Source organism: Streptomyces sp. NPDC048825 (assembly GCF_043198355.1).
GTDB classification, from domain to species: Bacteria; Actinomycetota; Actinomycetes; order Streptomycetales; family Streptomycetaceae; genus Streptomyces; species Streptomyces xiangluensis.
Window position 1 is genome coordinate 120,350 of the sequence record NZ_JBICUR010000006.1, and the last position, 20,185, is coordinate 140,534.

The following is a 20,185-nucleotide window of genomic DNA, read 5'->3' on the forward strand; positions in this document are numbered from 1 at the left end:
TGGGCGTTTTACGGTGTCCTGATGCGACTTGTTCCTAGATGGGCCGTGCTCTCATCGGGGTGTGCGCCCGTCCTGCTGGCCGGAGGCTGGGCGATCGCGGCAGTGCTGGAGGGGCCCGCCTACGACCCTGTCAGTCAGACGATCAGTGTCCTGGCCGCGTACGGGGCTGCCGGATTCTGGGTGATGACCGGAGGACTGCTCGCCCTGGGCGTCTGCCACCTGCTGACCGCCCTGGGACTGCGCCCGGCCGCACTCGCCGGGCGTGTGGCGCTGGCCGGCGGGGGAGTGGCGACGCTGGGAGTGGCACTGTGCCCGGCGCCGAGCAGTGGGGGGTCCCTGCGGCACGGGTTCGTTGCCGGGGCCGGATTCGCTCTCCTGGCGGTGTGGCCGGTCCTGGCCGCCGATCGTAGAACGGGCACGCCTTGGGGACTTCGGCCCGCGCCCTCGCTCGCGGCGACCGCTCTGATGACCGTCGGCGCGGCATGGTTCCTGCTCGAATTGCACCGTCACGGTGCTCCGGGTGTCGCCGAGCGCGTCGTGACCTGCATCCAGTCCGTCTGGCCTTTCGTGGTCGTCGCTTCCTGCGTCCGCCATGCCGACGACGACCGGCCTGCGATGTGAGGGGCGCATGCCAGGTGGATTGGTGTCACTTCCAAGTGGCCAGGTATTCGCCGATCTTCTCCCGCATGAATACGGAGGACTCCTTCGCCTTCTCCTCCCAGGCGAACACACAGGCGGTGAGGGTGCCGTCGAAGCCGCCTGCGTCGAGTTCGCGGAAGAGTTCGCCGAAGTCGACCTCGCCCTCACCCATGTTCAGGTGCTGGTGAATGCGGGCCGGGGTGCCGGGCGGGTTGAGGATGTAGCGGTTGCCGGAGGACGCGGTGTGGTCGAAGGCGTCGGCGAGGTGCACGTGGGTGAGCAGGTCGCCCGCGTACTCGATGATTCCGGGGGCGTCGTTGCCGATGTGGAAGGTGTGCGGGGCGCAGTAGAGGAAGCTGACGTTCGGGTGGTTGATGCCGCGGATGAAGTTGATCGCGTCGTGGCCGTCCTCGATGAAGTCGTCCGGATGCGGCTCCAGGGCGAGGTGGATGCCCTCGCGTTCGAAGAGCGGCAGCAGTTCGTCCATCGACTTCCAGAACTGGGCCTCGCTGCGGTCCGGGTCCTCCGGGCGGCCGTTGAACTCGGAGATCATGCTGGTGACGCCGAGGTCCGCGGTGATCTGGATGGCCCGCTTCCAGTACCGTACGGCGGCCTGCCGCGCGTCCTCGTCCGGACCCGACCAGCGGAACAGCGGGAGTACGGAGGAGATACCGACGCCGGCGGACTCCAGGGCCTTGCGGAACTTCGCGACCGTGCCGTCGTCGACGCGCGGGTGGCGGAAGAACGGCATGAAGTCCTCCCGCGGCGACAGCTCGATCCACTCGTAGCCCAACTCGGCCACCACAGCGGGCAGTTCGAGCAGCGGGGTGCTGCGGATCATGTACGGGTCGAGGGCGATCTTCATGGTGCGTACTCCTCGATTAAAGCGCTTTAAGTGCTGGTACTATCGGCGGCGTCACAGACAGATGTCAAGGGTGCTGCCCCAAAACCACGGGAGGTCGTGTGGACGAGCTCGGCTCCGGTGCCTCCGCGGGCGGCAACGGCGCGACTCCGCGCCCCCGCCTTGAGGACGTCGCCGCGCGCGTCGGCCTGTCGACGGCGTCGGTGTCGCTGGTGCTGCGGGGCGTGCCAGGGCCCAGCGAGCGCACCCGGCAGCGCGTCCTGAAGGCCGCCGCCGAACTCGGCTACCGCCCCGACCGCACGGCCAGTGCCCTGGCCAGCAGGCGCAGCCGGCTGCTCGGCGTCATGGTCGACATCCACAGCCCCTTCCATGCCGAGCTGGTCGAGTACCTGCACACCGCCGCCGAGGAGGTCGGCTACGACCTCGTCCTGAGCACCCAGACCCGGACCCGCGACGAGAGCACGGCCGTCGAGACGCTCCTGGCCTTCCGCTGCGAGGCACTGCTCCTCCTCGGCCCGGTGGCCCCCGCCTCCGTCCTCGCCGAACTCGACCGCAGGGCGCCCGTCATCTCCGTGGGCCGCCGGATCTCCGGCGCCGAACTCGACGTCGTCCGCACCGCCGATGACGACGGAGTCGGCCAGATCGTCGACCACCTGGTGGGCCTCGGTCACCGCACGATCTCGTACGTCGACGGTGGCAAGGGTGTCATCGCCACCGACCGGCGCCGCGGCTACCGGAGCGCCATGCGCCGCCACGGTCTCGACCGACAGATCAGCGTCCTGCACGGGGACATCACGGAGGAGGCCGGCGAGAAGGCCGGCCGGCACCTCCTCGACGACGGCGACCTGCCGACCGCCGTCGTGGCCTACAACGACCAGAGCGCCATCGGCCTGCTCACCGCCTTCCGGCGGGCCGGGATCGACGTGCCCGGCACCGTCTCCGTCGCCGGCTACGACGACGACACCCTGTCCCGGCTGGCCGCCTTCGACCTGACCACCGTCAGCCAGAACGCCGGGGAACAGGCCCGTCAGGCCGTGACGGCCGCCGTCGAGCGCCTCGACCAGGGCCGCACCGCTCCCCGCGAGATCGTCCTCGCTCCTTCCCTGGTCATACGGGGCACCACGGCTCAGCCGCGCTGATCAAGCATCACAGGCCGTCTCAACCGCCTCGTGGGCAGCCTGTCCAGCGGTGAGCGCCAGGCATTGGCGATCGCGCGTGCCGTCTACTTCGGCGCCAACGTTCTGATCCTCGACGAGCCCACGGCCGCGCTCGGCGTCAAGGAGGCGGCCCACGTCCTGCGGATCGTCATGCAGGCCCGCGCCAAGGGCGTCGCGGTCATCCTCGTCACCCACAACGTCCGCCAGGCCATGATGGTCGGCGACCCCTTCGCCGTCCTCATCCGCGGCCAGAAGGCCGACGACTTCCACAAGGGTGAGCGCACCCGGGAAGAGATCACCGACCTCATGGCCGGGGGCGAGGCCATGGCCCACCTTGAGGCCGAGCTCGCACAACTACAGGCCGACGCCTGACCGAACGGGGCACGGTCCGAGGCCGTGCCTCGTTCTCTGGCACCTCGTTCTCCGGCGTCACCGCGGCCCCGTCACGGAGGACCCGCGTCCTCCTGCGGAAAGCCATATCGTCCCTGAAGCCGGACGAAGCGGGCCGCGGTCACAATCCGCCGCTGCTCCAGCCCCGACGTCGTGCGCACGAAGCACACGACCCGCTCATGTCCGCCCCGCCCGATCGGCTGCACCAGGCGACCGGACGGCCGCACCTGCGCGATCAGCGGTGCGGGAACCTCCGGGAACGCGGCCGACACGACGACCGCGTCGTACGGAGCACGGTCCGGCACGCCACCGCTGCCGTCACCGACCCGAAGGTCCACGTTCCGTACCCCCTGCCGCGTGAGATTGCCGCGAGCCTGGAGGGCGAGGTCCGGCCGCATCTCGATGCTGACCACGTCGGCGGCCAGCCGGGCGAGCAGCGCCGTCTGGAAACCGAGACCGGTACCGATCTCAAGGACATGCTCGCTTCCGCCCAGGCCAAGGACCTCGATCATCATGGCGGACAGCGACGGCTGAGTCGTGACTTGCCCCTCCCCGATCGCAACGGGTTCGTCGCGGTAGGCGGCGGCCACGTGACCAGCCGGAACGAATTCCGCCCGGGGCGTCGTCCGTACGGCCTCGAGCAACCGCTCGTCCCTGATCCCGGCGGCTGCGAGGGCTCGCACGAGATCTTCGGGCGTACTGGGTACGGAGTTCATGGGCGGCTCACCACACGTCAGCCTAGGCAGCTCGGGGCAGCCGGGCGACCGGGTGAGCCGGACCGGTTCTGATTCCGGTCCGGCAACCCTGCGGGCAGGCCGTGCCCTGCCGATGGATCAGAGCGCGCCCTGGGTCCAGGGTCCGGTGATCGCGAACGTGATGCCGGGCGTCTGGATGTTGACGAACAGCCAATTGCCGTTCTTCGGTTCGAACACGGATCCGGCCCACTCGGAGCCCCTGTGGTCGGCGGCCGGGACGTTCTTGCCCGCGGTGCCGCCACGCAGGTCGACGTTGTTGACCGCGAAGCGGAAGATCTCGCCGTCCGTGGTCAGCCCGTGGACGTACTCGGTGCCGCCGCCGTCCTCGCAGAGCACCAGGCCTCCGCGGGGGCTGACGCACATGTTGTCCGGGGCGTTGAGCACGTCGGCGCCGGGGGAGGCGAAGAGCACCCGGAACTCGTCGGTGGCCGGGTCGAGTTCGAAGACCTGCCCCTGGCGGGCCGGGCCACCGTCGGTCGTGATCACGTAGATGCGGTCGTTGCCGTACCAGGCGCCCTCGAGGCGGCTGAAGACAGCGGCGCCGTTCGCCTGCGCCTGGAGCCGCACCGTGTCCGTTGCCGGGTCGGCGTCGTCCACGGGCACCCAGGAGACGGTGCCGTAGGCCTTCTCCCCGTCGAGGCGGGTGTCGTACGACGCGGTGCCGATGCTCATGGCCTCGAGCCGACCGCCCTTGGACAGGTCGCCGGGAACCGCCGGAAGGAAGCGGTACAGCGACGCGTCGCCGCGGTCCTCGGTCTCGTAGACGTAGCCGGTCGCCGGGTCGATGGCGATGGCCTCGTGGTTGAACCGGCCCATGGCCTTGTAGGGCTCGGGGTTGCCCTTGCCCTCGGAGGCCACTTCGAAGATGTAGCCGTGGCGCTTGTCGGCGACCGTGGAGAAGGTTTCCTCGCAGGTGAGCCAGGTGTTCCAGGGGGTGGGTCCACCGGCGCAGTTGCGCACGGTGCCGCCGAGGCTGCCGTAGGACTCCAGCCACTGGCCGGCGTTTGTGTCGAAGACCAGGGTGGTGGTGCCGCCGCCGGCCGCGGGGTTGTAGGCGGGGGCGGTGAAGGCGGGGCCGGCGCCGCGCTCGTGGTTGCGGACGATGTGGAGCTTGTCGTCGTATCGGAAGGCCGCCATGCCGTCGTGCGAGCCCGGGGTGCGTACCCCGTCGTCCATGAGGTCGTTGGTCCAGCCGTAGGAGATGTACTCGAACCCGCGCGGCAGCTGCAGCAGTTCCAGTCCGGTCGCCTGGTCCTTGACCGGGCTCAGCGGGCCGTACCCGGCGTCGAATTCGAGCTTGACCGGCGCGGCTGCCGCCGTCCGCGCCGCGAGGGCCTGGAAGGGCACGGACGCGGCCGCGGCCACGGCCGCCCCGCGCAGGAGGGTGCGTCGTTCAGGACCGGAACTGGTGGGTCTTCCGGCGGACTTGGCTGACATGGGGGTCCTCTCGATACGACGAATCGATGCGACGAACGAGGGGGCGGCGCGCGTCACCCTAGGTGCAGAGGCTTGGTTCTTTGCCTAACGGAAAGTGAGCGTTGGGAGAAGATCTTTCGGCCGTGCGCTCCGCTGGTAGGGCGGTTAGAAGCTGCGGGTTGGTGGGTGGCTGGTCGCGCCCACGCGGCGGAGCCGCATATTGACACAGCCCCGCGCCCCTGGGGTCCGTGGGTGGGTCGGGGCCGCGAACCGGTGCGTCAGCCCGTCGCAAGGTGGGCATACGGCCTCGGGCGCCGGGAGTCGCAGGCCTTTGCTTTTCAGGGGCGCGGGGCTGTGACGTCAGCGGCTCCGCCGCGGGCGTGACCAGCCACGACGGGTCCGCATGCGCCAACGAACCGAACCCACCACCCCCGTAGGCACCCCCAACGGCCGGAGGCCGGAGGCAGCGGCCAGTCAGTCGAACTCCTCGACGTACTCCTCAGACGGTCCCAGCTCGGGGCGGTCCCGCAACTCCAGGGTTCCGCCGAGTCGTTCCAGTTCGAGGACCGTCACGGTGTTCTCGCCGGCGCGCAGCAGCGGTGCCGGGCAGTAGAGGGTGACCTGCGGGCCGATCTCCCAGTAGCGGCCGAGCAGGAAGCCGTTGATCCAGACGAGGCCGCGGCTCGATCCGGGCAGTGCGAGGAAGGTGTCCGCGGGTGTGTCGACGTCGAACGTCGTGACGGCGAAGCCGGCCTGTGTGGTCGCGGGGCCGGGGGCGACCGCGGCGGCCAGGTCTGTTGACGACCACTCCTGCAGCGCGACCGGTGTGCTGTCCCAGCCCTGCACGATGCGCCGGTCGACGAGGACGGGGCCGAGCAGGCCCTTGTGCCCGCCGATGCCCGGGCCGTAGTTCACCCGGCCGAGGTTCTCGACCAGGACCTCCAGGCGTACGGCGACTCCGGTTCCGTGGATGGGGAGTTCCGGCTTGTCGGGGTCGGCTACGCCGAGGGGGGTGCCGTCGGCGAAGACCAGCGCCCGGTCGCGTACATCGGTGAGGACCAGCCGGTGCTCGCCGGCCGGGATGCGCGGGTGCGCGGTGTGCAGGACCATCCCCGCGTCCAGCCCGAGCTGCTCGAACGAGGCGGGGCGCGGGGCGGTCAAGGTCGGGATCGGGGCCGGCACGGCGCGGAGGCCGGCGAGGAGGTCGGCGCGGTGGGCGAGTGGGACGCGGGTGGGCGATAGCGTCGGCATCCGCTCGGGGGAGCGGAGGGGGCCGCGGGCGCCGAGAGCCTCGCGTACGGCGAAGAACTTGGCGGTGAGGCTGCCGTCCTCGGCGATCGGGGCGTCGGAGTCGTAGCTGGTCACGATGGGCTGGAGTCGGCCCTCGTGCTCGTTGGCGCCTGCCCAGAGGCCGAAGTTGGTGCCGCCGTGTGCCATGTAGATGCTCACGCTGCCGCCGTCGGCGATGATGCCGCGGAGTGTACGGATCGCGCTGTCCACCCCACGGACGTGGTGCCGCTTGCCCCAGTGGTCGAACCAGCCGTTCCAGAACTCGGCCACCACGAACGGTTCGTCCGGTCGCCGCGTGGCGAGGAGCTGCCGGGCGGCGTCGGGCTGGGAGCCCAGGGTGATGGCAGCCAGGGTCCCGGGCAGGGTTCCGCCGTCCAGCATGAGCTCGGTGGGGCCGTCGGCGGTGAACAGCAGCTCCCGGATGCCCCTTTGACTCAGGGCCTGGCGGTTCCAGTGCAGGTAGGCATGGTCGTCGCCGAAGCTGCCGAACTCGTTCTCCACCTGTACCGCCACGACCGGCCCGCCTTCGCCGGTCTGGAGCGCGGCGATGCGCGGGACCAGCTCGTCGAACCAGCGGCCGACGGCGGAGGTGAAACCCGGATCCGAGCTGCGGACGGCGACGTCCCGGCCGGTGAGCCAGCTCGGCAAGCCGCCGTTGGACCACTCCGCGCAGATGTACGGGCCGGGCCGGACGATGACGTCGAGCCCCTCCTCGCCAACCATGCGGATGAACCGTTCGACATCCCGCCAGCCGTCGAAGCGTGGCGCCTCGTTCTCGCGGGGCTGATGGAAATTCCACGGCACGTAGGTGTCGACCGTGTTGAGGCCGAGGTCGGCGAGCCTGCGGATCCGGTCCCGCCAGAGGCCGGGGTGGACACGGAAGTAGTGCAGTGCCCCGGACAGGATGCGATGGGGGACGCCGTGCCGGTACAGGCGGCCCCCGCGCCGGCTGAGCGCGCCGGTGGCGCCGTCGGCCTGCGCATCGGTTGTGGTGAGTGCCGGAGAGATGTGCGTCATGGGGGGCTCAGTCACCGTACGAGCGTATGTTATCGATGCCACGCGTAACAGGCCCGGATATGATCTGGTGGACGAGGACATCGGGGGAGAGGAGCGCCATGACCGAGGACACCGCGAGGCCGAGGCAGCCGAGCATGAGCGACGTGGCCCGGACCGCCGGGGTGTCGGCGCAGACCGTCTCGCGCGCGCTCCGCGACTCGCCGAACGTCAACCCCGAGACCAAGCGGCGCGTGCTCGCCGCCGTGGACCAGGTCGGCTACCGGTTCAACAGCGCCGCCAGGGCGCTGTCCTCCGGGCGAAGCCACACCATCGGGCTCGTGCTGCTGGCGTCCGGCGGGTACTACTCGCGCTCGGCGGTGACCGCCGGCGTGGAGGCAGCCGCCGGTGCGGCCGGGTACGCGGTGAGCATCGCGACCATCGCCGCGCTCGACACCGGACTGATGGAGCGGGCCCTGTCCAAGCTCGCCGACCAGGGAGTCGACGGCTTCGTCATCGCCGTACCCCTCATCTCCGTGACACCGAAGATGGAGGACATCACCCGCGACATCCCGACCGTCACCCTCGACGGTTCACGGACGGCGGGCGCCCGGGTGCTCGGGATAGACCAGCAGGAGGCGGGCCGCGTCGCCACACAGCACCTGCTCGACCTCGGACATCGCCAGGTCTGGCACATCTCCGGGCCCGACGAATGGATCGAGGCGCGTCAGCGGCGGCAGGGGTGGCAGGAGTGCCTGGCCGCTGCCGGGATAGAGGCGCCGCCGCCTCTCGAGGGCGACTGGTCGCCGGACTCGGGACACCGGCAGGGGCAGATCATCGCGATGATCCCGGAGGTGACCGCGGTCTTCGCCGCCAGCGACGAGATGGCCTTCGGGGTGATCCGCGCCCTGCGCGAGCGCGGCCGGTCGGTGCCCGACGACGTGTCCATCGTGAGCGTCGACGACATCGCCCTGGCGGCCTACTGCTATCCGCCGCTGACGACCGTCCGGCAGGACTTCTACCGCTACGGCGCGGCGGCTGTCGCCCTCCTGCTGCAGGGCGACGATGCCGACGTCGACGAATCCGTCGTCACCGCGTCACTGTCGGTACGCGCCTCTACGGCACCGCCGCGCTCTCTCTGAGCCTCGGGCCGTCCGTTCGCAGAAATGCCTCTCGTGGGCCCCTTGCGCCTTCGTGTCAGTCGGTGCCACCGTAAGCCCGTCATGTTATCGGTGCCACCATAACAACGCCGGGATCGGCATGAGCAAGGTGGGCAACTGTCCACGGGAAGGACCCCCATGAGGAGATCGCTCGTCCTCGCGGGCGCCGCGGTCACGGTGCTCGGACTGCTCGCCGGCTGTTCGTCCGGCGGGAGTGGCTCGGACTCCGGTAAGACGACCCTCAAGGTCGCCGCCCTGGAAGGCGGCTACGGCCGGGACATGTACGCGCAGGTCATCAAGGCGTACGAGGCCTCGCACCCTGACATCGATGTCCAGTTGCAGATCTCGAAGAGCATCGAAGACGAGATCACCCCGAACATGAAGGCGGGACGGTACCCGGACGTCGTCGTGCTCGGCCAGGGCCGCAAGGCCGCCCTCACCGAGACCCTCATCAAGGACAAGGCCCTCGAGGACCTCACGCCGGTACTGAAGGAGCAGGTCCCCGGCGAGGACACGACCGTGGGGGACAAGCTCACAGAGGGCATCGTCGGCAACCTCAACACCAATCCGTACCGCACGGATCAGACGTACCTCATGCCGATGTACTACGCGCCGACCGGGCTCTTCTACAACAAGGGCCTGTTCGAGCAGGAGGGGTGGAAGGTCCCGGGCACCTGGGACGAGATGTTCGCGCTCGGCGACACGGCCAAGAAGCAGGGCATACCGCTCTTCACCTACCCGACCGCCGGTTACCTCGACTCGTACTTCTTCGCGCTCCTTGCCGACGTCGGCGGGGAGCAGTTCTACACCGACGTCATGACGTACAAGAAGGACGTCTGGAAGACGGCGAACGCGCGGGAGGCTCTCGACATCACCACCCGGCTGCTGAGCTACGCCGCGCCGGCCACCGTCGGCTACGCCAACGAGCAGGACTTCACCAAGAACCAGCAGCTCGTCCTCGACAACAAGGCGCTGTTCATGCCGAACGGAACCTGGATCGTCGGCGAGATGGCGGATGCTCCACGCGCGGACGGTTTCCAGTGGGGTCTGACCCCGTTGCCGGCGGTCACCGCGGGCAGCAAGCGCTACATCACGACGTCGGTCGAGTCGGCCTGGATACCCAGCGCCGCCGAAAACAAGGACGCGGCAAAGGAGTTCATCGCCTACCTGTACTCCGACGAAGCGGCGAAGACCTTCGCCAAGTCGAACGCGATCCAGCCGATCGACGGCATTGTGAGCAGCCTGTCCGGGGAGAACGCCGAGTTCTACAAGGTGTACGAGGACCCCTCGGTCGCCCCGCTCGTCGGCGGATTCGCGAGCACCGCGCCCGTCGAGGGCGTCGACATCAAGGCCACGCTCTTCGACACCGCCAACAGCATCATCAGCGGCGACACCACCGAGGACAAGTGGCAGGACGCGCTGAACGACGCCAGCGAGAAGCTGCGCGAGGCGGGCGGCTGACGTGCCCGGTGGCGGCCCGGCCGGTCCGGGCCGCCACCGGTGCCCCCTGACCTGGCAGACCCTTTCCGCTCACCTTCGACGCCCTCGAGCACCCCTCGAGCGACCCAAGGACCGGCACGGTGACGACCCTCCGCACCCCCACCCCACCCCCAGGCTCGACGAACCGCGCATCCAAACCGGCACCGTCCAGCGGGAGTTCGCGGCGCGGCACCCGGGCCCCCGCCCGACGGCGCGGCAACACCCGCTTCGTACTCGCCTGCCTGCTTCCCGCGCTGGTGCTCTTCTCGATCTTCATGGTCCTCCCGACCATGAACGTGTTCCGGATGTCCTTCTACACCTGGAGCGGGTTCTCCCCGGACAAGCGATTCGTGGGGCTCGACAACTTCTCCCGCCTCCTCGACGACGAGCAGTTCGTGCGCGCATTCCAGAACACAGTCGCGCTGCTGGTCGTGGTGACCGTCGTGACGATGGGCATGGGCCTGTTCCTCGCCGCGATCATGACCCGGCAACGGCTGCGCGCGCGGAACCTGTACCGCTTCGTTCTCTACATCCCGAACGTGCTCTCGGTGGTCGTGATCGCGGCGATCTTCTCCGCCGTGTACGACCAGAAGAACGGTCTGCTCAACGGCACGCTCCGGCTGCTGTCGCTCGACGGCCTGCAACAAGTCTGGCTCGGCAACCAGAAACTCGTGGTCTACTCCGTCGCGATCGCGATGGTCTGGCAGTCGCTGGGCTACTACATGGTCCTCTACATGGCGAGCATGTCGAGCATCCCGGAGGAGCTCTACGAGGCGAGCGCACTCGACGGGGCCTCCGCTGCCCGGCAGTTCTTCGCCATCACGCTGCCGCTCATCTGGCAGAACCTCCGCACCACGCTGACTTTCTTCATCATGAGCGCCGTCAACCTCAGCTTCGTCCTCGTCCGCGCGATGACCGGCGGCGGGCCCGACGGTTCCTCCGAGGTCCTGCTGAGTTACATGTACAAGCAGGCGTACACGAACTCGTCGTACGGCTACGGCATGGCCATCGGTGTCGTCATCTTCGCGTTCTCGTTCCTCGTGTCGCTCCTGGTGAGCCGGGCGACGCGGCGCGAGCCCCTCCAGTTCTGAGAGCTCCTTGAGGACGGACACCATGACTACGATCAAGTCGTCGTCCCGCCCCCGCACGGGCCGGGCGCTCACCTACGCCCTTGTCGCCGCGATCGCACTCGCCATCGCGGTCCCGGTCGCCTGGGTACTGCTCGCCTCGCTCAAGCAGAAGAGCGAGTTCTTCGGCAGCCCCTGGACGCTGCCGAAGAGCCTGCACGCCGCCAACTACGTCGAGGCGTTCGTCGACGCGCACATGGGTCAGTACTTCCTGACGTCGGTGTTCGTCACGGTGCTCGGGCTGGTGCTCGTTCTGGCGGTCTCCGTGCCGGCGGCGTACGTCATCGCCCGGTACGAGTTCCGCGGCCGGCGTCTCGTGGAGACCGCGCTCCTGGCCGGGCTCTTCGTCAACGTCAACTACATCGTCGTACCGATCTTCCTCATGCTCGTCGACTGGGACCGCGCGCTCATCGACGTCTTCCCCGGCGGGTTCTTCATCGACAACCCCTCAGTCCTGTCGCTCGTCTACGCGGCCACGTCGATCCCGTTCACCATCTACCTGCTCACCGCGTACTTCCGGTCGATACCGGTCGAGTACGAGGAGGCCGCCGCGATCGACGGAGCGTCCCGCTTCCGGATCATGACCCAGGTCATGCTCCCGATGGCGCGCCCGGCGGTCACCACCGTGATCCTGTTCAACTTCCTGGCCTACTGGAACGACTTCATCATCGCGCTCACCCTGCTCCCCGGCGAGGGCAAGACGCTGCAGGTCGGCCTGCTCAACCTGTTCACCGCGCAGAAGGCGGCGGCCGACTACGGGCGTCTCTACGCAGGCATGGTCATCGTCATCGTTCCCGTCCTCATCCTCTACGCGGTCATCCAGCGTCGGCTCATCGAGGGCATCGCTTCCGGCGGAGTGAAGGGCTGAACCGGCCCCCCGGCGGCATCAGTTGCTCGCGGCATCAGCGGAAGGAATCTTCATGAAGGAACCGACGCGTACGGCGCTGCTCGTCACCGCTCGTACGCTCGTCGCGGCAGCCTGCCTCACGCTCGTCGTCACCGCGCGCACGACGGTCGGGTGGGGCAACCTGCTGGTCATGCTCGCCGCGCTGGCCGGGCTGCTGTTCCTGCTCGCCGCGTACAACCGGCGGTTCCGGTGACCGCGGCGGCGGCAGCGGCGTCCGGACGGGCGCGGGCGTCGTCGCTGGCCGCGGTCCGGCCGAGCGAGCGACAACTCGCCTGGCAGGCAATGGAGTTCTACGGGTTCATCCACTTCGGCATGAACACCATGACGGACCGGGAGTGGGGCGAGGGACACGACGACCCCGCCGCCTTCGACCCGGCCGGGCTCGACGCCGACCAGTGGGTCGCGGCACTGAAGAGCGCCGGGATGACCGGTGTGATCCTCACCTGCAAGCACCACGACGGGTTCTGCCTGTGGCCGAGCGACGTCACGACCTACTCGGTCGCCTCGTCACCGTGGCGCGACGGCCAGGGCGACGTGGTCGCCGAGGTCGCCGATGCGGCCCGACGGCACGGCCTGCGGTTCGGGATCTACCTGTCCCCCTGGGACCGCACCGATGCCTCCTACGGCTCCGGGACCGCGTACGACGACTTCTACGTCGCCCAGCTCACCGAACTCCTCACCCGGTACGGGCCGGTGTTCTCCGTGTGGCTGGACGGCGCGAACGGCGAGGGCCCGGGCGGCAAGACCCAGGTGTACGACTGGGAGCGGTACTACGCGGTGGTCCGCGAGTTGCAGCCGGACGCGGTCATCAGCGTGTGCGGGCCCGACGTCCGCTGGTGCGGCAACGAGGCCGGGGACACCCGCCCCGACGAGTGGAGCGTGGTCCCGCGCGCCCTGCAGGACGCCGAGCGGACCGCGGACCGCTCGCAGAAGGCGGATGACGGCGCCTTCGCCCGGCTCGTACGCAGCGACGAGCGAGACCTCGGCAGCCGCGCGGCGCTGGCCGGGCACGAGGACGACCTGGTCTGGTACCCGGCCGAGGTCAACACCTCGATCCGTCCCGGCTGGTTTCACCACCCGGCCCAGGACGCTCAAGTCCGTTCCGTGGACGAGCTGTTCACCATCTACCTGCGCGCCGTCGGCGGCAACTCCTGCTTCCTGCTCAACGTCCCTCCGGCTCGGGACGGGCGTATACCGGACGCCGACGTGGCGGTCCTTGAGCAACTCGGGCGGCGTATCGAGGACTTCCGGGCCCGGCGTATCGAGGCGAGCGTGACGGTCTCGTCCGGGGCCGCGGGCGACGTCGCAACCGCGTGGCCGGGCACAGGACGTACGCCGTGGCGACCGCACGACATGGACCAACTGCCGGGCGTGACGCTCGAGTTCGGACGACCCCGTCTGGTCGAGGCGGTAGTCGTGGGCGAGAACATCACGCAGGGGCAGCGCATTGAGCACGTCGTCGTACGGGGCCTTCGGGACGGCCGGTGGACGATGCTCGCTGACGCGCACGCGGTGGGCTACCAGCGCATCCTGACGTTTCCGCCGGTCGAGGTCGACGCCCTACGGGTCGAGGTGCCGGAAGCGCGGGACACGCCCATCGTGGCGTGCGTGGCCGCGATCGGGGCGGCCTCATGAAGGGCACCTTGCCCAGGCAGGGCACCTCACGTAAGCCGGTCGCTTCTCGCAAGCCCAGCACCTCACGCAAGCCGGGCAAGCCAAGCACGGCACGCAAGCCGAACACCGCCCGCAGGCCAGGTACTTCGCGCAGGACGTCACGCCGGGCCGTCGCCCTGATCACCGGCGTGTGCCTCGCCCTCGTCGCGCTGGTCGTCACCGGAATCACGTTGCTCCGCGACGACCGAACCAGCGAAGTCGCCTCTCTCGACGGGCACTCCGTGACCCGCGACGAACTGCTCTTCCACATGCGGCGGTTGGCACCGACCGTGCAGAACGAACTGCGCAACAAGTACCACCTCCGGGGCGCGATCGACTGGAACGCGCAGGCCGGCGGCAAGACCGCGCTCCAGCGGCTCGAGACCCGTGCGCTCGACGAGATCTGGCGGGACAAGACCACGCTCGTCCTCGCGAAGGAGCTGGGGCTCATCGGCTCCGTGGACCACGCGGACTTCCTCGCCGAGCTGGCCGAGGAGAACGAGTCCCGTGCCGAGGGCATCGCCGCGGGCCAAACCGTTTACGGCGTCGCGCAGTTCTCTCCCGAGGAGTACTACACACACCGGCTCACCGAGCTCACCACGAGCCTGAAGAAGCGGCTCAGCAAGGACGCCGGCGACCCCCTCCGGGTCACCGATGCCGAGATCCGGCGCGAGTTCGACGCCGACCGGGACGCCTGGAGCGCCAACGCGACCACGTACAAGTACTCGCAGCTCGTCGTGCCGGTGCCCGACGATGCTTCCGCCGACTACCCGGCCGGCCTGCAGCGGCGAGTGGCCGCCGCCGGGCACCTCGCGGACGTCGCCGCCGGGGAGCCCGGAGCCAAGCTCTCGACCGGCACGTACGACGGCAGCGGCTCGACCGGGCTGAACGCCCGCGACCAGGACCTGATGGCGGCGCTCGGGAACCTCGCCCCGGGCGAGAGCTCCGCCCCGGTCACGGGAACCGGTCAGATCACCTACTACGAGCTCGACAGCAAGAAGGTCGACGAGGACAAGGCGTTCGCCGACTACCGCAGGCGGATCCGGCAGTCGCTCGTCGAGGAGAAGTTCACCCAGTTCCTCCAGCGCCGGGTCGAGAACAGCGACACCGAGATCGACACCTCGGCGGTGGACGCCATCAACGCAGAGGATGTGCAGCAATGAGACCCGTCGATACTGAATCACCGCCCGCTGCGCGGGTGTTGCGCGCGGTCCTCACCGCGCTGCTCGCCGCGCTGCTCGTCGGATCGCTCGTCCCCGCCGCGCACGCCGCCGCGGCCCCGGACAGTGCTCCCGCCCGCGCCGCCGCCAAGCCGAGCTGGCCCGGCAACGCACCGAACATGACCGGCGGCAAGGACTACTTCATCGACGCCACGAACGGTCGCGACAACGCGGCCGGGACCTCGCCGAAGACCGCCTGGCGCACCCTGGCCAAGGCCGGCGCGACGACGTTCGCGCCCGGCGACCGCATCCTGCTGAAGGCCGGTGAGCAGTGGCAGGACGAGCAGTTGTGGCCGAAGGGCTCGGGCAGCGCGGGCAAGCCGATCACCATCTCGGCGTACGGCGACCCGAGCGCCGCCCGGCCGTACATCGCGACGAACGGGAAGGTACCGAGCCCGTTCAACGCGGACGGCACGAAGAATCCCGAAACCGTCGGCAGGACCGGCGCCATCGTGCTGCGCAATCAGCAGTACTGGGAGATCAACAACGTCGCGCTGTCCAATGACGACGACTTCGCGACCGACATCACGACAGGTTCGTACGTCCGCGACGGAATCATGGTGTCGATCAATGCCGACCTCCTGAAGGACGGCGCGGACAGCATCATGGACCACTTCCGCATCTCGGACGTGTACGTCCACAACCTCGACGGCCCGAGCAGCTGGCAGCGAATCCACTACGGCGGCGTCAACTTCCAGGTCTTCGGCAACCGCAGCTACAAGGAGTACGACACCGGCGGCTATTACTTCAAGAACGTCCGGATCGAGAACAACACCTTCGAGAACGTCGAACTGCACGCCATCCAGTTCGCCTTCAACTGGTTCTACGACCGTTCAGCGGACTCCGGCCAGTACGACGAGAGCGGGAAGTGGCACGAGGGCTGGGAACAGCTGTGGGTACGCACCCGGGACCTGTACAGCCGCGACGTCTACATCGGCCACAACTACGCCGAGAGCATCGGCCAGGGCGCGATCCAGCTCGCCAACACCAAGAACATGAAGGTCGAGTACAACGAGGTCAACGGCTATCTGGAGCGCTACGACGCGGTGTCCTGCGCGCTCTACCTATGGGCGGGCGCCGACTCGGTCATGCAGTTCAACGAGGTGTACGGCGGCCCGAACAACGAGTTCGACGGCACCCCTTGGGATCTTGAGTACACGAACTTCAACGTCACGTACCAGTTCAACTACTCGCACGACAACGCGGCGGGCTGGATGGCCTATATGGGCAACAGCTCCAATTCCACAGCCCGCTACAACCTGAGCGTCAACGACAACGGCGTACTCGTGAAAAACATGCTGTCGACGAACTACTCGCCGACGTATTTCACGAACAACACGTTCGTCTACGACGGCGCGGACCTCGACTACGTCCACGACGAGACATTCCTGAGCCGCGTCTACTTCCTGAACAACATCTTCTACAACACCTCGAAGACGACTCAGACACCGTGGTACCGCCGGACCGGCGCCCTGCGCCAGGCCGTGTTCTCCAACAACGACTACTACGAGGCGAGCGGCACCCACTCCACCCAGGAACCGGCCGACCCGAAGGGCTCCCGGGCCGACCCACGGTTCGTCGGTGACCCCGCCGACTACGTCACCGGGGCGGGCGTGAAACAAATCCGAAAGTCCGCGGCGCACTTCGCCCTCCGAGATGATTCGCCGCTCATCGATGCCGGCCGGTACAACCCGCACCTGGGCACCAAGGACTTCCTCGGCAGGCACATCTACTACGGCGACGCACCGGACATGGGCATCGCCGAGACGCGGATCGGTCCGCAGGTCACCAACCCGGTCGACGACGACCCCATCGAGGAGGAGGCGGACAACCGGGTCAACCTCGCACTCGGCAAACCGGCCACCGCGAACTCGACCCACCCCGGGGCCAACGGGACCCTCACCGCGGACAAGCTGACCGACGGCGACCTCACCACCCGCTGGGCGGCGGCCGATGACGCGGCCTACCCGATCACGCTCGACATCGACTTCGGCGCGGACACCAGCTTCGACGAGGTGTACCTGGACGAGTACACCGACTCGGGCACCAACCCAAGGGTGCAGTCCTTCGATCTGCAACGCTGGGACCCTGGAACCGGCGCATGGGTGACCTTCGCAAGCCGCGACGACGGCATCGGCCACGACCGCACCGTGACCGGCTTCGGCAGCGTCACGAGCTCCCGGCTCCGGGTGGCGCTCACCGGGCAGATCGCGACGGAGCAGTACACCCCGACGCTGACCGAGATCGCTGTGTACCGCACCGGCGAGTAGACCGGTCCGGAGCGTGCCACAGCCAACGGCGGGTGGATGCCACGGCGTCCACCCGCCGAGGGCTTCCACCCGTGCGGGGTCTCTGATTTCGTGGCCGAAAGCGGATCTGTGGTTGTCCCCAGGAGCAAGACTGAAGGTGGCAGGCTGTCCGGGACCTGCCGGCCCTCGGCAGCCTTGATCCATGCCTGTATTGCACAGATCACATCGATTGCATCGGTTACTGCTGCTCCTGCTGGCGCTGACGCTCGAGGCCGGCATGCTGACGGTCGCCGCCCGGTCGGCGCATGCGAACGCGACGACCACCGCCGATCCGGTGCGCGAACTGGCGCGGGTCGCGGAGCCGCTGCGCTCCACGGATCCCGGCGCCCCCGGCGGCGATCTGCGCCCGCTCGGCCGCATGATCGGCTCGGCGAAGATCGTCGGGCTGGGTGAGGCCACGCACAGCTCCCGGCAGTTCTTCACGATGAAGCACCGCGTCTTCCGGTACCTAGTCGAGGAGAAGGGCTTCACCACGTTCGCTCTGGAGGCGCCCTGGTCCACCGGCCTGGTCCTCAACGAGTACGTGCTGTACGGGAAGGGCGACCCGGAGAAGATCATGCGGAAGGAGTTCCAGAGCTCGTACCGGCTATGGAACACCCGCGAGTATCTCGATCTGCTGAGGTGGATGCGCGTCCACAACGTCCGCCACCCCGACCACCGCGTGCAGTTCATGGGTGAGGACAACGGCTACGCGGGACCTGAGCTCTTCGACGAAGTCACGGACTACGTGTCCGCGCACCATCCGGAGCTGCTGCCGGAGTTCCGCCGCTCTTACCGCGAGTTCCGGCCGACGGGGAGCGTGGAGGAGACCGTCAACGAGAACATGGCCAAGCCCATCGCCGAGCGCAAGCGGACGGCCGCGGCTGTCCGGGACGCCTACGAGCTGCTTCGGGCGCAGGGGCCGGACGGGGACCGGCAGGCGTACGAGTGGGTCCTCCAGCACGCCAGGGCCATTTCCCAGACCAGCACCTTCTACTCGTACTACGACTTCTCCGACCCGGAGAAGATTGCTCGGGCCATGCTCTACCGCGACCAGATCATGGCGGAGAACACTGTGTGGTGGCAGCGGCACACCGGCCACCGGATGCTGCTGTCGGCCCACAACGGCCATGTCTCCTACGAGTCCGACAATCCTGAGCAGTATCCGAAGACCCAGGGGGAGTTCATACGCGAGATGGCCGGGGCCGAGTACGTGAACATCGGCTACACCTTCGGGCAGGGCTCGTTCAACGCGCTGGATCTGGCGGACCCGGAGGAGCCCTACCGGCGCTTCTCCGTGGAGCCGCTGGGCGCGGGCAGCAACGAGGAGGTGCTGGAGCGAGTCTCGCACCGGGACTACTACCTCGATCTGCGGGCCGTGCCCGAGCCGACGCGAGACTGGCTGATGGCCAAGCGGCTGACCCGCTCCATCGGGAACGCCTGGCCGGAGGACCCCTACCAAACCTCGCTGGGGCGCCATTTCGACGTGCTGATACACCTCCATCGCGTCACGGCCGCGGATCTGCTGTCAACGACCAGGGACTGAAGGGCAGCGTCGAACTCCGTACGAGTCAGGGAAGGAAGACGGTCTTGCCGCGGGCGGGTCCGGAGCGGGCGCGGGCCACCGCGGCGGGGGCGTCGGCCAGGGGGACCTCGGCGTCGATCGTGACCCGGAGCTTCCCGGCGGCGGCGAGGTCGGCAAGGGCTTCGAGTTCTGCCCGGCTGGGGTTGTTGCCGAGATTGACGCCGCGGACCTCGCGGGCGGCCAGGGCGTCGGGCTCGGCGGCGTAGTTGGTGCTGATGAGGATGCCGCCGGGCTTGAGCAGGCCTGCCAGGGCGTCGGTGTCGCCGCCGGGCTGGGTGACCAGGTCGAGGACGGCGTCGATGCCGCCGGGGTAAGCGGCCAGGACCTGTTCGGCGGTGGGCGCGGCGCGGAAGTCGATGGTTTCGTGGGCGCCGAGGTCGCGGAGGTGCCCGGCGATGTCGGGTGTGGCGGTGGCCAGCACCCGGGCTCCCTGGAGGGCGGCGAACTGGATGGCGGACTGGCCGACGCCTCCGGAGGCCCCGTTGATGAGGATGACGTGTCCGGTGTCGAGCCGGGCGGTCTCGATGGCCTGGTAGGCGGTCATGCTGGCGGTGGGCAGCGCCGCGGCGACGGGGAACGGCAGGCTGTCGGGCATGCGGGCGATCTTGCCGTCCTCGGCGGCCAGCACGTACTCGGCGTACGAGCCCCGCCCGTGCTGGACGTTCATGAACTGGCCGTAGACGGTGTCGCCGGGCCGGAAGCGGGTCACGCCGGCGCCGATGCTCTCGACGACTCCCGCTCCGTCCGAGCCCATGACGAGGGGGAAGTCGTGCTCGACGGCGTTCTTCAGGGCGCCGTCGACGACCTTCCAGTCGAAGGGGTTGAGTGCGGCGGCATGCAGGCGGACCAGCAGCTCACCCGGGCCCGGCTGCGGTACGGGCAGATCGGTGAGCTGCGGCTCGGCTCCGAAGCGGGTGACGACGACTGCTTTCATGACTGTGCCTCCCAGGTGACGGTGAGCTCGTTGCGGCGGCCGAAGCGTTCGAGATGGCTGCTCACCACGTCCTGGATGGTGGTGAGCGTGGTCGCCTCGGGTGAGGTGACGCGGATCAGCAGGTGGTCGTCCGCGGGCTGGAGTACGACCTCGGTCTCCTGGAAGGTGAGGCGGTGGCCGCCGTCCGGGGTCTCCTCGACGGGGATCTTGCGGCCGAAGTGCGAGGCGAACTGCTTGGCGTAGCGCGGGGCGGCGTCGGTGGTGACATGGCCGAGGGAGGAAGGCATGGATGACTCCTGGGTGAGGGGATCGGTGCACCCGCAGCTTGGG

Annotated in this window: 18 protein-coding genes; 12 read left to right on the forward strand and 6 right to left on the reverse strand. The window is 68.8% G+C overall.

The genetic code is table 11. The features are described from left to right. Positions 1 to 21 precede the first annotated feature (21 nt). Positions 22 to 621: a DUF998 domain-containing protein gene (locus ACGFNK_RS16875; RefSeq protein WP_393416499.1), complete on the forward strand. Its 600-nt coding sequence runs from the start codon at positions 22 to 24 to the stop codon at positions 619 to 621. A gap of 25 nt (positions 622 to 646) precedes the next feature. Here ACGFNK_RS16875 and ACGFNK_RS16880 read toward each other — a convergent pair whose 3' ends face one another. Beyond that, positions 647 to 1,504 carry a sugar phosphate isomerase/epimerase family protein gene (locus ACGFNK_RS16880; RefSeq protein WP_393416501.1) on the reverse strand — a complete coding sequence of 286 codons (858 nt, stop codon included), beginning with the start codon at positions 1,502 to 1,504 and terminating at the stop codon, positions 647 to 649. A gap of 98 nt (positions 1,505 to 1,602) precedes the next feature. On the opposite strand from ACGFNK_RS16880, the gene ACGFNK_RS16885 reads away from it, so the two are divergent. Both ACGFNK_RS16885 and ACGFNK_RS16890 read left to right on the forward strand, forming a co-directional pair. Next, positions 1,603 to 2,640, forward strand: coding sequence for a LacI family DNA-binding transcriptional regulator (locus ACGFNK_RS16885; protein WP_393416503.1), 1,038 nt, complete (start codon positions 1,603 to 1,605; stop codon positions 2,638 to 2,640). A 30-nt stretch (positions 2,641 to 2,670) separates the two neighbouring features. Continuing rightward, a complete protein-coding gene (locus ACGFNK_RS16890) occupies positions 2,671 to 3,030 on the forward strand; it encodes an ATP-binding cassette domain-containing protein (RefSeq protein ID WP_393416505.1) in 360 nt (119 codons plus the stop codon). A 71-nt stretch (positions 3,031 to 3,101) separates the two neighbouring features. Here ACGFNK_RS16890 and ACGFNK_RS16895 read toward each other — a convergent pair whose 3' ends face one another. The 3 genes from ACGFNK_RS16895 to ACGFNK_RS16905 all read right to left on the reverse strand — a co-directional run bounded on the left by ACGFNK_RS16895 (position 3,102) and on the right by ACGFNK_RS16905 (position 7,526). Further along, a complete protein-coding gene (locus ACGFNK_RS16895) occupies positions 3,102 to 3,764 on the reverse strand; it encodes a protein-L-isoaspartate(D-aspartate) O-methyltransferase (RefSeq protein ID WP_393416507.1) in 663 nt (220 codons plus the stop codon). Positions 3,765 to 3,881: 117 nt separating this feature from the next. Next, a complete protein-coding gene (locus tag ACGFNK_RS16900; RefSeq protein WP_393416509.1) occupies positions 3,882 to 5,240 on the reverse strand; it encodes an alkaline phosphatase PhoX in 1,359 nt (452 codons plus the stop codon). 453 nt (positions 5,241 to 5,693) lie between these two features. Continuing rightward, positions 5,694 to 7,526: a beta-galactosidase gene (locus ACGFNK_RS16905; protein ID WP_393416984.1), complete on the reverse strand. Its 1,833-nt coding sequence runs from the start codon at positions 7,524 to 7,526 to the stop codon at positions 5,694 to 5,696. A 98-nt stretch (positions 7,527 to 7,624) separates the two neighbouring features. Between ACGFNK_RS16905 and ACGFNK_RS16910 the strand changes: the two genes are divergently transcribed. From ACGFNK_RS16910 to ACGFNK_RS16950, 9 genes are all read left to right on the forward strand, one after another. Beyond that, positions 7,625 to 8,644 (forward strand): LacI family DNA-binding transcriptional regulator, encoded by a 1,020-nt coding sequence (locus tag ACGFNK_RS16910; protein WP_393416511.1) that lies wholly within the window; start codon positions 7,625 to 7,627, stop codon positions 8,642 to 8,644. Positions 8,645 to 8,800: 156 nt separating this feature from the next. Further along, on the forward strand, positions 8,801 to 10,123 hold the full coding sequence (locus ACGFNK_RS16915) for a carbohydrate ABC transporter substrate-binding protein (protein WP_393416513.1): 1,323 nt from the start codon (positions 8,801 to 8,803) through the stop codon (positions 10,121 to 10,123). A 119-nt stretch (positions 10,124 to 10,242) separates the two neighbouring features. Beyond that, complete coding sequence (locus tag ACGFNK_RS16920) at positions 10,243 to 11,232, forward strand: carbohydrate ABC transporter permease (protein WP_393416515.1); 990 nt, start codon at positions 10,243 to 10,245, stop codon at positions 11,230 to 11,232. 22 nt (positions 11,233 to 11,254) lie between these two features. Next, positions 11,255 to 12,136, forward strand: coding sequence for a carbohydrate ABC transporter permease (locus ACGFNK_RS16925; RefSeq protein ID WP_393416517.1), 882 nt, complete (start codon positions 11,255 to 11,257; stop codon positions 12,134 to 12,136). Positions 12,137 to 12,188: 52 nt separating this feature from the next. Continuing rightward, positions 12,189 to 12,368: a DUF6903 family protein gene (locus tag ACGFNK_RS16930; RefSeq protein WP_393416519.1), complete on the forward strand. Its 180-nt coding sequence runs from the start codon at positions 12,189 to 12,191 to the stop codon at positions 12,366 to 12,368. Beyond that, the gene (locus ACGFNK_RS16935) at positions 12,365 to 13,810 is read left to right on the forward strand and encodes an alpha-L-fucosidase (protein ID WP_393416521.1); all 1,446 of its coding nucleotides are present in this window, start codon (positions 12,365 to 12,367) and stop codon (positions 13,808 to 13,810) included. The genes ACGFNK_RS16930 and ACGFNK_RS16935 overlap by 4 nt, the downstream gene beginning before the upstream one ends. Beyond that, a complete protein-coding gene (locus tag ACGFNK_RS16940; protein WP_393416523.1) occupies positions 13,807 to 14,991 on the forward strand; it encodes a hypothetical protein in 1,185 nt (394 codons plus the stop codon). The genes ACGFNK_RS16935 and ACGFNK_RS16940 overlap by 4 nt, the downstream gene beginning before the upstream one ends. Then, on the forward strand, positions 14,988 to 17,318 hold the full coding sequence (locus ACGFNK_RS16945) for a discoidin domain-containing protein (protein WP_393416525.1): 2,331 nt from the start codon (positions 14,988 to 14,990) through the stop codon (positions 17,316 to 17,318). Before ACGFNK_RS16940 ends, ACGFNK_RS16945 begins: the two co-directional genes overlap by 4 nt. 181 nt (positions 17,319 to 17,499) lie before the next feature. Then, the gene (locus ACGFNK_RS16950) at positions 17,500 to 18,882 is read left to right on the forward strand and encodes an erythromycin esterase family protein (RefSeq protein WP_393416527.1); all 1,383 of its coding nucleotides are present in this window, start codon (positions 17,500 to 17,502) and stop codon (positions 18,880 to 18,882) included. Positions 18,883 to 18,907: 25 nt separating this feature from the next. On the opposite strand, the gene ACGFNK_RS16955 is transcribed toward ACGFNK_RS16950, so the two are convergent. Together ACGFNK_RS16955 and ACGFNK_RS16960 are read right to left on the reverse strand one after the other, a co-directional pair. Then, complete coding sequence (locus ACGFNK_RS16955) at positions 18,908 to 19,855, reverse strand: NADP-dependent oxidoreductase (RefSeq protein ID WP_393416529.1); 948 nt, start codon at positions 19,853 to 19,855, stop codon at positions 18,908 to 18,910. Then, the gene (locus ACGFNK_RS16960) at positions 19,852 to 20,142 is read right to left on the reverse strand and encodes a DUF2218 domain-containing protein (protein ID WP_393416531.1); all 291 of its coding nucleotides are present in this window, start codon (positions 20,140 to 20,142) and stop codon (positions 19,852 to 19,854) included. The genes ACGFNK_RS16955 and ACGFNK_RS16960 overlap by 4 nt, the downstream gene beginning before the upstream one ends. Positions 20,143 to 20,185 lie beyond the last annotated feature (43 nt).

Excerpts from the sequence above, each read along its gene's own strand:
- ACGFNK_RS16875 (WP_393416499.1), top strand. The coding sequence starts at position 22 with ATGCGACTTGTTCCTAGATGGGCCGTGCTCTCATCGGGGTGTGCGCCC.
- ACGFNK_RS16880 (WP_393416501.1), bottom strand. The coding sequence starts at position 1,504 with ATGAAGATCGCCCTCGACCCGTACATGATCCGCAGCACCCCGCTGCTC.
- ACGFNK_RS16895 (WP_393416507.1), bottom strand. The coding sequence starts at position 3,764 with ATGAACTCCGTACCCAGTACGCCCGAAGATCTCGTGCGAGCCCTCGCA.
- ACGFNK_RS16900 (WP_393416509.1), bottom strand. The coding sequence starts at position 5,240 with ATGTCAGCCAAGTCCGCCGGAAGACCCACCAGTTCCGGTCCTGAACGA.
- ACGFNK_RS16905 (WP_393416984.1), bottom strand. The coding sequence starts at position 7,526 with ATGACGCACATCTCTCCGGCACTCACCACAACCGATGCGCAGGCCGAC.
- ACGFNK_RS16910 (WP_393416511.1), top strand. The coding sequence starts at position 7,625 with ATGACCGAGGACACCGCGAGGCCGAGGCAGCCGAGCATGAGCGACGTG.
- ACGFNK_RS16915 (WP_393416513.1), top strand. The coding sequence starts at position 8,801 with ATGAGGAGATCGCTCGTCCTCGCGGGCGCCGCGGTCACGGTGCTCGGA.
- ACGFNK_RS16925 (WP_393416517.1), top strand. The coding sequence starts at position 11,255 with ATGACTACGATCAAGTCGTCGTCCCGCCCCCGCACGGGCCGGGCGCTC.
- ACGFNK_RS16930 (WP_393416519.1), top strand. The coding sequence starts at position 12,189 with ATGAAGGAACCGACGCGTACGGCGCTGCTCGTCACCGCTCGTACGCTC.
- ACGFNK_RS16940 (WP_393416523.1), top strand. The coding sequence starts at position 13,807 with ATGAAGGGCACCTTGCCCAGGCAGGGCACCTCACGTAAGCCGGTCGCT.
- ACGFNK_RS16945 (WP_393416525.1), top strand. The coding sequence starts at position 14,988 with ATGAGACCCGTCGATACTGAATCACCGCCCGCTGCGCGGGTGTTGCGC.
- ACGFNK_RS16950 (WP_393416527.1), top strand. The coding sequence starts at position 17,500 with ATGCCTGTATTGCACAGATCACATCGATTGCATCGGTTACTGCTGCTC.
- ACGFNK_RS16955 (WP_393416529.1), bottom strand. The coding sequence starts at position 19,855 with ATGAAAGCAGTCGTCGTCACCCGCTTCGGAGCCGAGCCGCAGCTCACC.
- ACGFNK_RS16960 (WP_393416531.1), bottom strand. The coding sequence starts at position 20,142 with ATGCCTTCCTCCCTCGGCCATGTCACCACCGACGCCGCCCCGCGCTAC.